The sequence below is a fragment of the Staphylococcus marylandisciuri genome (assembly GCF_025519785.1).
GTDB lineage: Bacteria > Bacillota > Bacilli > Staphylococcales > Staphylococcaceae > Staphylococcus > Staphylococcus marylandisciuri.
The window spans coordinates 15,129-27,699 of sequence record NZ_JAOPKZ010000010.1; the positions used below are offsets into that span (position 1 = coordinate 15,129).

The window sequence follows — 12,571 nt, forward strand, 5'->3', positions numbered from 1 at the left end:
ACAAATTTGATAATGATTACCCCATTATATTGAACTCGACTCGTTCAATATGGATAATGAGCACTGTTAAACTAACCATTTTAGTAAATACTAAATAAATTGAGTTGAATAATGAGAGATTAATCAGTTTCTTCATCCATAATGCTATATTTCTCTAAGAACTTAGTATTGAATTCACCACTTCTAAAAGTCTCATGATTTAAGAGCTTCATGTGGAATGGAATAGTAGTATCAATCCCCAATACTAAGTATTCACTCAGAGCACGCAGACCACACATTATCGCTTCATCACGTGAAGGTTGATGAACAATTAATTTACCCATCATTGAATCGTAATATGGAGGAATAGTGTAATTAGTATAACAAGCTGATTCTACACGTACACCAAATCCTCCGGGCGCTAAGTACTGGTTAATCTTACCGGGTGAAGGCATAAAGTTCTTATAGGGATTTTCAGCATTGATCCTAAACTCCATGGCATGTCCATCAATACGAATATCGTCCTGCGTGACAGGGAGTTTTTCCCCCATAGCTACTTTGAGTTGTAACTTAACTAGATCAACTCCCGTCACCATTTCGGTTACTGGATGTTCAACTTGAATACGTGTATTCATTTCCATAAAGTAGAAGTCGTCAGTATCTAAGTCATAAATAAATTCTATTGTGCCAGCATTTTCATAATTCACTGCTTTAGCCGCACGTATGGCTGCCTCTCCCATTTCTTGCCGTTTATCTTCGGTAAGGATTGGAGATGGTGCTTCCTCTACTAATTTCTGCATACGTCGTTGGATAGTACAATCTCTCTCGCCTAAATGTATAATGTTGCCGTGTTTGTCTCCCATAATCTGAATCTCAATGTGTCGAAAGTTTTCTATAAACTTTTCTAGATATAAGCCACCGTTACCAAAAGCAGTTTCTGCTTCCTGCTGCGTCATCTTAAATCCATTAATTAACTCTTTATCATCGCGTGCGACACGAATACCTTTTCCGCCGCCGCCAGCAGTAGCTTTGATGATTACAGGAAATCCAATCTCTTTAGCTAGCGTCTGTGCATCTTCAATGGAATCAACTAACCCTTCACTACCAGGTACGACTGGAACATTAGCTCGCTTCATTTCTTCTTTAGCCACGTCTTTAATACCCATCTTTTGAATCGACTCAAAACTTGGGCCTATAAAATGTAACTGACAAGCTTCACAAAGTTCTGCAAAGTCCCCATTTTCAGCTAAAAATCCATAACCAGGATGGATGCCATCGCAACCAGTTGAAGTAGCAATAGACAAGATGTTGGGGATGTTTAGATATGAATCTTTAGATTGCGTAGGTCCGACACAGTACGCTTCGTCTGCTATTTGAGTATGTAAAGCATCTTTGTCGCCTTCAGAGTATATTGCAACTGTTTGTATACCTAATTCTTGACATGCTCGTATAATGCGAACTGCTATTTCGCCACGATTAGCTATTAGTATCTTGTTCATATTATTTCACCTTGAATAACGGTTGGCCATACTCTACCATTTGACCGTCCTCAACTAATATTTCAGTAATTTCCCCTGAGACTTCTGCTTGAATTTCATTAAATAATTTCATCGCTTCTAATATACAAACAGTTGTCTCATTTGATACTGTATCTCCTACTTGTACGTACGGATCTTCTTCTGGTGAAGGTGCTTTATAGAATGTACCTACCATAGGTGCATTGATAGTTTGAGAATTATCATCCTTTGTAGCTTCATCACTTTCGCTAGGAGCTTGGGATTGATTAGCTGTATGATCTGCTGGAGCTGAGTAAGCTTGTACCGGTTGTTGAGCATTTACTTGTGGTGTGATGATTTCAGTTTCTTTTTCTTTTTTTAGGTTAACTACCTTATCTTTTTCTTCTATATTAATTTCAGTTAAACTTGATTGATCAAGTATTTCAATTAACTCTTTTATTTCTTTAAAATTCATAGAACTGACTCCTTCAGATTGATTTCATCTATCTATTTTATTTTACTTGACCAAAATATTCAATTCAAGTATAGAAATATTGATTTTATATAGGGAGCGGGACATATTGGTCTTTGACTAGAGAGAAAGAGGCTGGGACATAATGTAATGTCCCAGACCCTTTTAGCATCTTGGCAGTAGATGACTGATTTGAAAATGCGCTTGTATCAAGCTTTTTTCAATTCTAGTCATCCTTGCCGGGGCGGGACTACGAAATCTTTTTATTCAAATAAGATTTCTGTCCCGCTCTCATAAGCACAGCGAGTTGGGGCTCTATAAAAGCGAAGCCGTTCAATATGAAGTATAGAAAGAAGAAAGAGGCTGGGACATAATGTAATGTCTCAGCCTTTTTCAGCATCTTGGCAGTAGATGACTGATTTGAAAATGCGCTTGTATCAAGCTTTTTTCAATTCTAGTCATCCTTGCCGGGGCGGGACTACGAAATCTTTTTGTTCAAATTAGATTTCTGTCCCGCTCCCCTATTTTTTCTAGGATTTATGTCCCAGACTTTAATCTTAGTATGCTTTATTTATTTCAGGTTTAGCCAATGTATAAATTTGCCCTTGAAGTTGCTATACATTTAGGCACGAGATGCATAACTGCCATCGCTTGTATTGATGACTAATATATCACCTTCGTTAACAAATAATGGCACATTTAAAGTGTAACCTGTTTCTACAGTAGCTGATTTAGTTGCCCCTGTAGCTGTATCACCTTTGATGCCCGGTTCAGTTTCAGTTACTTCAAGTTCAACTGTTTTAGGTAGTTCAATGCCTATAATTTCGCCTTCGTAACTTTGGATTTGAACATCCATATTAGCTTTTAAGAAGTTTAGTTCATTTTCAAGATAGTCACCTGGTAACTCAACTTGTTCAAATGTTTCATTGTCCATAAAGACATGAGAGTTACCATCAGCATACAAATATTGCATACGGCGATTATCAATCATAGCTTGTTCCACTTTCTCACCGGCACGGAATGTTTTTTCTTGAATGGCGCCAGTTCTTAAATTACGTAATTTTGAGCGGACAAACGCAGAACCTTTACCAGGTTTAACGTGTTGGAAATCAATTACTTTCCAAATACCATTATCAACTGAGATTGTTAATCCTGTTTTAAAATCATTAACCGAAATCATTCAGTTTCCTCCTCTTATACACTCTTATTATAAAATAATAAGCTCTTTATTTGATTTAGTAAAGCGTTCACATCCCTCATTCGTAATTAATATATCGTCCTCGATGCGAACTCCTCCTAAATGTTCAATGTAGATACCAGGCTCTATTGTAACACAGTTACCAACATTGAGAACGTCTTTATTGCGATGAGAGAGCACAGGACCCTCATGAACATCTAATCCAATGCCGTGACCTAGAGAATGACCAAAATATTCGCCGTATCCGTATTGACTAATATAATCTCTCGCAATTTGATCTAAATCTTTAGCAGTCATACCGGGCTTAGCTTCATTAATTGCTTTTATGTTAGCTTCCAAGACGATTTGGTGTATAGTCTTCAATCTGTCATCTGGTTCTCCCAATGCAAATGTACGGGTAATGTCGGAAGCATACCCTTGGTAATAAGCTCCGTAATCTAGAGTGATCATCTCTCCACTTTCTACTACTTTATCGCTTGCTACACCATGTGGTAATGCGCCTCTATGACCTGAAGCTACAATCGTATCGAATGAGGTATCGTCAGCACCTAATTCTAACATTTTACTTTCTAATTTAGCCTTAATTTCTCGTTCAGTCATTCCAGGTTTCACAATTGTTAATATATATTCATAAGCATCATCTACAATTTGAGCTGCTTCTTGAATGATTTCTATTTCAGTGTCATTTTTTATTTCCCTTATCTTTTCAATATAGCCAGAAACACTTACTAGACTAATAGGAGCTTTACTTAACTGTAAGTACGTATCATATGAAACTAAATCTCCCTCAAACCCAATATTTTGTAGGTTAAGCGCTGATAATTTAGTTTTGATAGCTTCAATCAGGTTGCCATCTTGATTTATAATTTCAAAGTCAGTAGCTTGTGTATTGGCTTGCTTCATATAGCGGAAATCTGTAAGTAATATGCGAGAATTTCTTGATATGATTAGCGCACCACTTGTACCTGTGAACTGAGATAAATATCGTCTGTTAAAATCTGATAGCACCACTACAGCATCTAAATTTTTTTGTTCAAGTAGTTGATCAATTCGTTCTAAACGAGTCATGCTCTGAAATCCCCCATTCGTTAAGTTTGTACTTTTACCGTTTATATCATAAAATGATAGCATAATTAACTTAGAGATGTTTAGTTTTTTTAATGTAGGAGTTAAATAATGAAAAGAAAATTTATCGCTATTCTACTAGCATCGAGTTTATTAGCTGGATGCGGGAGTCAGAATCTATCTCAACTAGAACAAAAAACCACAAACTTACGTGATGAAAACCACAAGCTAAAGCTTGAAATTCAAGAAATAGAACAAGATAAAAGTTCACTTAATGAAGAAATAAAATCGTTGGAAAAAGATAAAAAGAATATGAAACAAACTAAGAGTAATAAAAAGAAAGCATCAAATTATAAAGTTTCCTCACAATATTATAAAGATGTGACAAAGTCACTAGAAGATTATGAAAAAATTAAAGGCAAAGTAAACAACAATAAACAGTCTGACAAAATTGAATCAAAATTGTCGCGTATCAACGAGGATATTGAAGATGCATACTCTAACTACAAAGATCAATTTGATAAAAATAATATAAGTAGTGATGACAAACGTAAAGATAGAGCTATATCGGATCTGCATAAATCTTTGAAAACAGCTTTTCATTATATTCATCAAGGGTACGCTAATAAAGATAATAAGAAATTAAAAAAAGGTCAGAACAAGCTCTCAGAAGTTAAAATTGAGTCATAAAGAAGGCTAACTTAAAGTTTTATAGGAGTGTCAGCTTTGAAAAATGTACTATTTTGGATTGTCATTATTATTGCTGCTTTTGGCTTAATAATGAACATCGATGTCTTTTTCTTTAGTATTATACGCACGTTGATTACACTCGGTGTAATTGCTCTAATCATTTACTTAATATACTATTTCTTCTTCTTAACCGAAGATCAACGAAAGTACAAACGTGCCCAACGTAAGTACAAAAGAAAAAATTAATATAAATATAACCGATCCTTAAATCATTAGGATGTTCAGTCATACGTAATAACTTAAACATCTCTTATGAATTATCAAGGATCGGTTTTATAGTTATTTTCAAATCAAGTAATAACTTAAATTATTTCCTATACATCCACTCGTCCGATTTATATTTATCTCTAATTTTCTCTACCTCTTTTAGTTGCTCTTCAGTAAGTTGTAAAGGCTGTAAATCGATATTTAGCCCTTTTTTAAACCCTTGTTCAAATGCTTCTTCCATTTCCTCAATCGTAATATGCTTTTGTGATATATCGTTCATAGCAACCGCTTTTTCTAGAAAAGCGGCCTTCATCTTTTCTTTTAATCTAGGATTTTTAAACTTAAACATATCAAACAAGTCATCTATATCTACGTCTTGTAGCAAAGAGCCATGTTGAAGAATGACTCCTTTTTGTCGTACTTGAGCGCTCCCAGCAATCTTTTTACCCTCAACTACAAGTTCGTACCAGCTTGGGGCATCGAAACATACGGCGCTTCTCGGTTGACGCAATTTAGCGCGTTCTTCTTCAGATCGAGGTATTGAAAAATAAGCGTCGAAGCCAAGACTTCTGAAACCTTCTAATAATCCTTGAGAGATAACCTTATAAGCTTCTGTTACAGTTGTTGGCATTTCAGGATGATCTTCCGGAACAATCACACTATAAGTTAACTCTTTATCATGGAGTACGCCTCTGCCCCCCGTAGGCCTTCTCACCAATCCGTAGCCTTTCTCACGCACTTTATCGATATCAATTTCTTTCTCTAGCCTTTGAAAATATCCTACAGATAAAGTAGGAGGATCCCACGTATAAAACCGTATAACAGGCTCTATTTCACCCTGAGATACAAAATTTAGTAAAGCCTCATCCATAGCCATATTATAAAAAGGATCATGGCTCCCAGTATTTATAAAATTCCATGTTTCAGTCATTAATAAAACCCCTTATTAAAAGAGGTCAAGATATAAGGAACGTTAGAAGTAATCTATTATAAGATGATAGAACGGATTTCGACAAAACTACTTAAGTTACTTCATAATTTAATAACATACTAAAAACGTCATTATCTTCATATCTCAACCTTATAATATGTATTTACTCGTTTAGATGTGTTGCTATAAAAATTTTGATTAATTGTAGTTGCAGTCTTATAATATATAATAGCGATTTATGAGGGAGGATGCAAGATGAGTAATTTTGTATACATAGCGCTAATCATTATTGTCTTAATTATTTTATACATGGTTATACAAATGATTTGGAATAAACGCGCTGTTACTGAATTAGATCAAAATGAATTTCATAAGGGTTTACGCAAAGCTCAAGTTATCGACGTACGTGAAAAAGTAGATTATGATTACGGCCATATTAATGGTGCGAGAAACATACCAATTACTATGTTTAAGCAAAGGTTTCAAGGTTTGAGAAAAGATCAGCCCATCTACCTCTGTGATGCTAATGGAGTAGCAGCTTTTCGTGCCGCACGGATCCTTAAGAAAAATGGATTTAAAGATATATACATGCTTAAGGGCGGCTATAAAAAGTGGACTGGGAAAATTAAATCAAAAAAGTAACTCTCTAAACACTCAGTTTTCTATTATTATATTTGAAGCTAGAGGAGTTTATGACGACACTTTAGGTATAATACAGGTTATTGTATAAATAAAGAAGAGCAGGGTTTGGGACATAAAGCTTTTGTGCTCTGGGAAACCGATTAACGGCGTCCCAAAAGCAGGATTTTAGACAGAAACGCTTTTGTCCTGACCTCTGCTCTTTTTAGGGTTTTATCTCACGCCCTTTTTGTATAGATTATTTAAATTATTTATCACCAATCATTCGCCTTAGCTTCTTCGGTAATAGGATGAGCTAATCAGAAGAATTTCAGTTGTAAATTGTAGAAGCAATGAGTTCGTAGCTTACAAGCTAGCGCGTGTGGATGACTAAGCTATAATCAATAGGTTAAAAGCTATGAACTGAATAAATTAAGGGAGCGGGACAGAAATCTTTTTATTCAAATTAGATTTCTGCCCCGCTCCCTTTAAAATATCATTCTATATTAAAGCTATTTGTCACTTTTTTTCTTCGTGTAATTCATCAAATTTGAGCACTGGTTTACGAGCTGCTTTAGTTTCATCGAGTCTATCTATAATAGTATGATGCGGTGCTTCTAAGACTTTGTCAGGATCATTTTTAGCTTCCTCAGCTATTTGTATCATAGCATCACAGAAATAGTCGAGCGTTTCTTTAGATTCGGTTTCGGTTGGCTCAATCATCATACCTTCATCAACATTAATCGGGAAATATATAGTCGGTGGATGTACCCCAAAATCAAGCAGTCGCTTAGCCATATCTAATGTACGTACACCAAGTTCTTTTTGTTTAGAACCGCTTAAAACGAATTCATGTTTGCAATATTGTTGATATGGAATTTCAAAGTGATCTTTCAAACGAGCTTTGATGTAATTCGCATTAAGTATCGCGGTTTCAGATACCTCTTCGAGACCTTTATTCCCCATTGAACGAATGTAAGTGTAAGCTCTTAAATATATTCCGAAGTTACCATAGAATGGCTTAACTCGACCAATAGAACGTTTAATATTATTTTGATACTTATATGTGTTACCTTCTTTGATTACGAGAGGTTTAGGCAAATATTCTGCTAGTTCACTAACAACGCCGACAGGGCCGGAACCAGGTCCTCCTCCTCCGTGAGGACCAGTAAACGTTTTATGCAGGTTTAAATGTACTGCATCAAAGCCCATATCTCCTGGACGCACCTTATCCATGATTGCATTTAAATTGGCACCATCGTAGTATAGTAAGCCACCAGCTTCATGTACTATTTCTCTAATTTCCATGATATTTTTTTCAAAAATACCAAGTGTATTTGGATTAGTAAGCATGATCGCTGCAGTGCGGTCGCTAACCACTCGTTTAAGATCATCTATATCTACTTCGCCACGCTCATTAGATTTAACTGTAACTGATTTGAACCCGGCAAAAGCAGCTGAGGCAGGATTCGTTCCATGAGCAGAATCGGGTACAATTACTTCATTTCTATGTCCTTCCCCATTATCTTGATGATAGGCTTTAAATATCATTAAAGCGGTCCATTCGCCATGAGCACCAGCAGCAGGTTGAAGCGTAACCTCATCCATACCTGTTATCTCTTTAAGTTCTTCTTGCAGACTATGAATTATTTCTAGAGAACCTTGAACTTGTGATTCGTCTTGTAAGGGATGAGCTTCAGCAAACCCATCCAATCGAGCTACCTTTTCATTAATTTTAGGATTATATTTCATCGTACAAGAGCCCAAAGGATAAAAACCTGAATCCACACCGAAGTTCTTATTAGAAAGCTCAGTATAATGTCTTACTAAATCAAGCTCTGCTACTTCAGGGAGTTCTGCTTTATCTTTCCTGATAAATTTACTGTCTAATAATTCATCAACAGCTTGGATTTCAACTTCTTTTTCAGGCAATGAATATGCAGAACGTCCCGCTCTTGATCTCTCAAATATTAGAGGACTAGATTTACTTACTACCATTTAATTCACCAGCTTTCTGTATGAATGTATTAATTTCATCTTTAGTTCTAAGTTCTGTAACCGCCACTAACATATGATTTTTAAACTGATCTGTAGCTTCTCCTAAATCAAATCCACCAATAAATCCTTCTTTAATAAGTGCGTCATTTATTTCAGAAACAGGTTTATTGAACTCTACTACAAATTCATTATAAGTTGGCGCCTCTGATACTTGAAAACCAGCTTCTTTAAATTTTGACTTAGCGTAATTAGCATTTTCAAAATTACGTAACGCTATTTCATAGATACCTTGCTTCCCTAAAGCGGACATACATATAGATGATGCAAGTGCATTTAGTGCTTGATTTGAACAGATATTCGAAGTAGCTTTATCTCTGCGGATGTGTTGTTCCCGAGCTTGCAACGTAAGAACGAAACCGCGGTTGCCTTCTTCATCTTCGGTTTGTCCTACAAGACGACCAGGTACTTTTCGCATGAGCTTTTTCGTTGTAGCGAAATAGCCACAGTGTGGGCCACCAAATTGAGTTGGTATACCAAATGGTTGAGTATCTCCTACTACAATATCAGCACCGAATGATCCAGGTGGTGTCAATAACCCGAGGGCCAACGGATTCGAGTAAACTATAAGTAAAGCTTTCTTATTTTCAATAAAAGCGTTAATCTTCTCTAGATCTTCAATTGAACCATAGAAGTTTGGATATTGAACTGCTACTGCTGCTGTATTATCATCAATAGCTTCTTCTAATTTAGCCAAGTCAGTTATCGTGCCATCTAAATCAACTTCTACGACCTCAAACTCTTCTCTTACTTTTGCATAAGTATGTAAGACTTGCAATGCTTGGTAATGTAAACCTTTAGATACGACAATCTTATTCTTCTTAGTTTGATTAAAAGCTAATATGCAGGCTTCTGCAAAGCTTGTCATTCCATCATACATAGAGGAATTTGCAATATCCATATCGGTAAGTTCGCATATTAATGTTTGAAATTCAAAGATAGCTTGTAACTCACCTTGAGATATTTCAGGCTGGTAAGGTGTATAAGCTGTGTAAAATTCTGAGCGGGATATCATGGCATCTACGACAGCCGGAGTATAGTGATCATATACACCAGCACCTAAAAATGAAGTATGCGTAGCTTTAGTAACATTTTTATGAGAAATACGAGTAAGTCTTTTTAATAAGCTTGTCTCAGGTTCTGCATTCGGAATGTTTAACTCTCTTCCAAGTAATATGTCTTGAGGGACATCTTCAAATAAATCGTTGATTGAGTCGGCACCAATCGTTTCAAGCATTTCTTCACGGTCTTTATCTGTTAATGGTATATAACGATGACTCATTCATTCTACCTCCACTATTCTTTAATGATTTGATTTTTCTTAACTATTTTACCTTTAACCTGTCTCTTACGCACTTGAACTATAATTTCTTTACCCATCTCAAATTCTTCACGTTTTATAAGAGCGAGACCGATAGCTTTACCGCTTAAAGGAGATTGAGTACCGGATGTAACTTCACCGATTTCTACTCCCTCGTTATTCATAACTGTATAACCAGTTCTAGGAATACCTTTTTCTATCATTTCAATACCTACTGTTCGTCTAGGTGAACCATTTTCTTTTTGATCTTTAAGAACTTCTTTACCAATAAAGTCTGCTTCAATAAGCGGTTTAGCAGCAAAACCTATGCCGCCCTCATATGGAGTGATCGTCTCAGTTAAATCTTGCCCATGAAGTGGTAAACCTGCTTCTAAACGTAGAGTATCCCGAGCACCTAAACCACACGGTTCTACATCATATTTTAAAAATCCATTCCATATATCTACTGAATCTTGAGCGTTACAGTAAACTTCAAAACCATCTTCACCTGTGTAACCAGATTGAGAAAGAATAACTTTCTTATCAAACAATGTGACATCTAGTTTAAATTCAAAAGGTTTCATCTCAGAAACGTCGACATCGACTAGTTCTTGTACAAGGTCTCTCGCTTTTGGACCTTGGATAGCTAGTTGACCGTACTGATCAGAAACATTTTTTACGTTAAGATCAAATTCTTGAACATGTTGTTGGATCCAATTGAAATCCTTTTCAGTATTAGCGGCATTGACTACTAGTAAATATTCATTATCTCCTATTTGATAAGTAATTAGATCGTCAATAACTCCGCCTTGTTCATTACATAAAGCAGTATATTGTGCTTTACCAATTTCAAGTTTATCGGTATCATTTGATAGAAGGTATTGCACAGCTTTAGCGGCTTCCTTACCGCTTATTAATACCTCGCCCATGTGACTGACATCAAATAATCCTTTATTTGTTCTTACAGCGTTATGTTCTTCTTTTATACTTGAAAATTGAACAGGCATTGCCCATCCACCAAATTCTACAATTTTCGCGCCACTATCAACGAATGTTTGATAAAGTGGCGTTTGTTTAAGTTCACTTGTCATCTTTTTGCCCCCTCTATGAATATTAAAAAAACAGAGTAGCTAGATAAAGCTACCCTGTCATCGTGTTTCAGGAATGCGTCACAGTGATATCCTTTTGCCTGAGAGATTCGTTAGAACTTGCACCTTCGGCGATGAGTAACGGCATGTGTTAGCAAGATATTAACTTAGTATCTAATAGACAGCAGTAGATTTAATAAGAAATGATTTGCTGAGTTTCATTAATTAGATCTACTAGATATTTCATAAGAAAGCCTAAATCTGAATCTTTCAAAGATACTATAAGATAACTTAACCCGACCTCATTCTCTCCAACACTGATCAATCGCATGTTCAATCTCTAAAGATTGCACTGTATAAATCTTTAAGAGGTTGATTACTATTCACTTTAATGAATGCGATTTCATTATATCTTGAATATCTATTAAAATACAAGTTTTTTAAGTCAGTTAATGATTTCTTATTTGCATTTGGTCGGTTTTTATCCTCTTTAATACGGTTGTAGATTATTTCTATATGACAATCTAGCCAAATCACGAACTTTTGCTTTCGTAATAATTCATAAGATTCATCTCCTTCAATGATACCTCCTCCTGTTGCTATAACGTTAAACTTTGTTAAACATTCGTGTAAATATTTAGCTTCTAGAGATCTAAAATAGCTTTCGCCGTAGTCATTGAAAATAGTTGGAATGCTTTGACTCTCATTTTTAACTATATATTCATCTAAATCTACAAAGGATAAGTTATTCAAATCAGCTATATACTGACCGAAAGTCGTTTTCCCTACTCCCATAAACCCGGTAATAATAATTGGAGCTTCAATATTTTTTTTCACTGTAATCTCCCTTTAGTATTGAGTGTTTAATTTTATCGTCGTAATAACTTTCAATGTTATCCAATGTTTTGATCTTAATTGTATACTGGACAACATAGATTGAAATTAGTGATAAATATAGCATAAAAACCCCCATAACTAAAGGGTATAAATAAGCGTTTACTTTAAATATAGAAGATTTTTTCTTTATCATATTGTTTATCCTGTATTTTAATTCTAATTTCGATGAGCAACTTATTAATTTTGTGAGCTTCAAAATAACTTACATGGTTTAACACAGTAATGTTACCTCTATCGTCTATTTGTTTAATTATCTTATGATGATTAAATGTATAGCTGACTTTTGAACTAGGTGACTTGATCGTAGTAACTTGATTCTTTTGTGAAATAACAGTATTGCGAGCATTTGAGAAATCATCTATTAAATCTCGAGCAAAGAATTCTAAATCTATATCAGTATTGTTTAATAATTGGGAATCGAAAAAGGAGGTACTCTTTATTAATAAAGGGAGCGTTAACAAAATAACAGAAGTCAGGGATAAAGCGAGTAAAAGTTCTATAAATGTAAAACTATT

General features: G+C 35.3%; 13 protein-coding genes and 1 riboswitch. Of the genes, 3 read left to right on the forward strand and 10 right to left on the reverse strand.

Annotated elements, in window-relative coordinates:
- Positions 1-119 precede the first annotated feature (119 nt).
- The 4 genes from accC to N9R04_RS06725 all read right to left on the reverse strand — a co-directional run bounded on the left by accC (position 120) and on the right by N9R04_RS06725 (position 4,213).
- Positions 120-1,478: an acetyl-CoA carboxylase biotin carboxylase subunit gene (accC, locus tag N9R04_RS06710; protein WP_262855902.1), complete on the reverse strand. Its 1,359-nt coding sequence runs from the start codon at positions 1,476-1,478 to the stop codon at positions 120-122.
- Position 1,479: 1 nt separating this feature from the next.
- Positions 1,480-1,950, reverse strand: coding sequence for an acetyl-CoA carboxylase biotin carboxyl carrier protein (gene accB / locus N9R04_RS06715; RefSeq protein WP_262855903.1), 471 nt, complete (start codon positions 1,948-1,950; stop codon positions 1,480-1,482).
- Between the two features lie 619 nt (positions 1,951-2,569).
- Positions 2,570-3,127: an elongation factor P gene (efp, locus tag N9R04_RS06720; RefSeq protein ID WP_262855904.1), complete on the reverse strand. Its 558-nt coding sequence runs from the start codon at positions 3,125-3,127 to the stop codon at positions 2,570-2,572.
- A gap of 27 nt (positions 3,128-3,154) precedes the next feature.
- On the reverse strand, positions 3,155-4,213 hold the full coding sequence (locus N9R04_RS06725) for a M24 family metallopeptidase (protein WP_262855906.1): 1,059 nt from the start codon (positions 4,211-4,213) through the stop codon (positions 3,155-3,157).
- 108 nt (positions 4,214-4,321) lie between these two features.
- On the opposite strand from N9R04_RS06725, the gene N9R04_RS06730 reads away from it, so the two are divergent.
- Complete coding sequence (locus N9R04_RS06730; protein WP_262855907.1) at positions 4,322-4,900, forward strand: hypothetical protein; 579 nt, start codon at positions 4,322-4,324, stop codon at positions 4,898-4,900.
- Between the two features lie 36 nt (positions 4,901-4,936).
- Positions 4,937-5,146 (forward strand): SA1362 family protein, encoded by a 210-nt coding sequence (locus N9R04_RS06735; protein WP_262855908.1) that lies wholly within the window; start codon positions 4,937-4,939, stop codon positions 5,144-5,146.
- A 121-nt stretch (positions 5,147-5,267) separates the two neighbouring features.
- Here N9R04_RS06735 and lipM read toward each other — a convergent pair whose 3' ends face one another.
- Positions 5,268-6,098 carry an octanoyltransferase LipM gene (gene lipM, locus N9R04_RS06740; RefSeq protein WP_262855910.1) on the reverse strand — a complete coding sequence of 277 codons (831 nt, stop codon included), beginning with the start codon at positions 6,096-6,098 and terminating at the stop codon, positions 5,268-5,270.
- A 255-nt stretch (positions 6,099-6,353) separates the two neighbouring features.
- Here lipM and N9R04_RS06745 point away from each other — a divergent pair, with 255 nt between their 5' ends.
- Positions 6,354-6,740, forward strand: a complete 387-nt coding sequence (locus N9R04_RS06745; RefSeq protein WP_262855913.1) for a rhodanese-like domain-containing protein — start codon at positions 6,354-6,356, stop codon at positions 6,738-6,740.
- A gap of 495 nt (positions 6,741-7,235) precedes the next feature.
- Here N9R04_RS06745 and gcvPB read toward each other — a convergent pair whose 3' ends face one another.
- The 5 genes from gcvPB to N9R04_RS06770 all read right to left on the reverse strand — a co-directional run bounded on the left by gcvPB (position 7,236) and on the right by N9R04_RS06770 (position 12,517).
- Positions 7,236-8,714, reverse strand: a complete 1,479-nt coding sequence (gene gcvPB, locus N9R04_RS06750; RefSeq protein ID WP_262855917.1) for an aminomethyl-transferring glycine dehydrogenase subunit GcvPB — start codon at positions 8,712-8,714, stop codon at positions 7,236-7,238.
- Entirely contained in the window at positions 8,701-10,053 is a 1,353-nt protein-coding gene (gcvPA, locus tag N9R04_RS06755) for an aminomethyl-transferring glycine dehydrogenase subunit GcvPA (protein WP_262855924.1), read from the reverse strand. Before gcvPA ends, gcvPB begins: the two co-directional genes overlap by 14 nt.
- Positions 10,054-10,067: 14 nt before the next feature.
- Entirely contained in the window at positions 10,068-11,162 is a 1,095-nt protein-coding gene (gene gcvT / locus N9R04_RS06760; RefSeq protein WP_262855930.1) for a glycine cleavage system aminomethyltransferase GcvT, read from the reverse strand.
- A gap of 79 nt (positions 11,163-11,241) precedes the next feature.
- A riboswitch (glycine riboswitch) is annotated at positions 11,242-11,321 on the reverse strand.
- Between the two features lie 171 nt (positions 11,322-11,492).
- Positions 11,493-11,954, reverse strand: a complete 462-nt coding sequence (locus N9R04_RS06765; protein ID WP_373316348.1) for a shikimate kinase — start codon at positions 11,952-11,954, stop codon at positions 11,493-11,495.
- Between the two features lie 206 nt (positions 11,955-12,160).
- A complete protein-coding gene (locus N9R04_RS06770) occupies positions 12,161-12,517 on the reverse strand; it encodes a competence type IV pilus minor pilin ComGF (protein WP_262855943.1) in 357 nt (118 codons plus the stop codon).
- Positions 12,518-12,571 lie beyond the last annotated feature (54 nt).

Coding starts and splice junctions, on each gene's coding strand:
- accC (WP_262855902.1), bottom strand. CDS start 1,478: ATGAACAAGATACTAATAGCTAATCGTGGCGAAATAGCAGTTCGCATT.
- accB (WP_262855903.1), bottom strand. CDS start 1,950: ATGAATTTTAAAGAAATAAAAGAGTTAATTGAAATACTTGATCAATCA.
- efp (WP_262855904.1), bottom strand. CDS start 3,127: ATGATTTCGGTTAATGATTTTAAAACAGGATTAACAATCTCAGTTGAT.
- N9R04_RS06725 (WP_262855906.1), bottom strand. CDS start 4,213: ATGACTCGTTTAGAACGAATTGATCAACTACTTGAACAAAAAAATTTA.
- N9R04_RS06730 (WP_262855907.1), top strand. CDS start 4,322: ATGAAAAGAAAATTTATCGCTATTCTACTAGCATCGAGTTTATTAGCT.
- lipM (WP_262855910.1), bottom strand. CDS start 6,098: ATGACTGAAACATGGAATTTTATAAATACTGGGAGCCATGATCCTTTT.
- N9R04_RS06745 (WP_262855913.1), top strand. CDS start 6,354: ATGAGTAATTTTGTATACATAGCGCTAATCATTATTGTCTTAATTATT.
- gcvPB (WP_262855917.1), bottom strand. CDS start 8,714: ATGGTAGTAAGTAAATCTAGTCCTCTAATATTTGAGAGATCAAGAGCG.
- gcvPA (WP_262855924.1), bottom strand. CDS start 10,053: ATGAGTCATCGTTATATACCATTAACAGATAAAGACCGTGAAGAAATG.
- gcvT (WP_262855930.1), bottom strand. CDS start 11,162: ATGACAAGTGAACTTAAACAAACGCCACTTTATCAAACATTCGTTGAT.
- N9R04_RS06765 (WP_373316348.1), bottom strand. CDS start 11,954: ATGGGAGTAGGGAAAACGACTTTCGGTCAGTATATAGCTGATTTGAAT.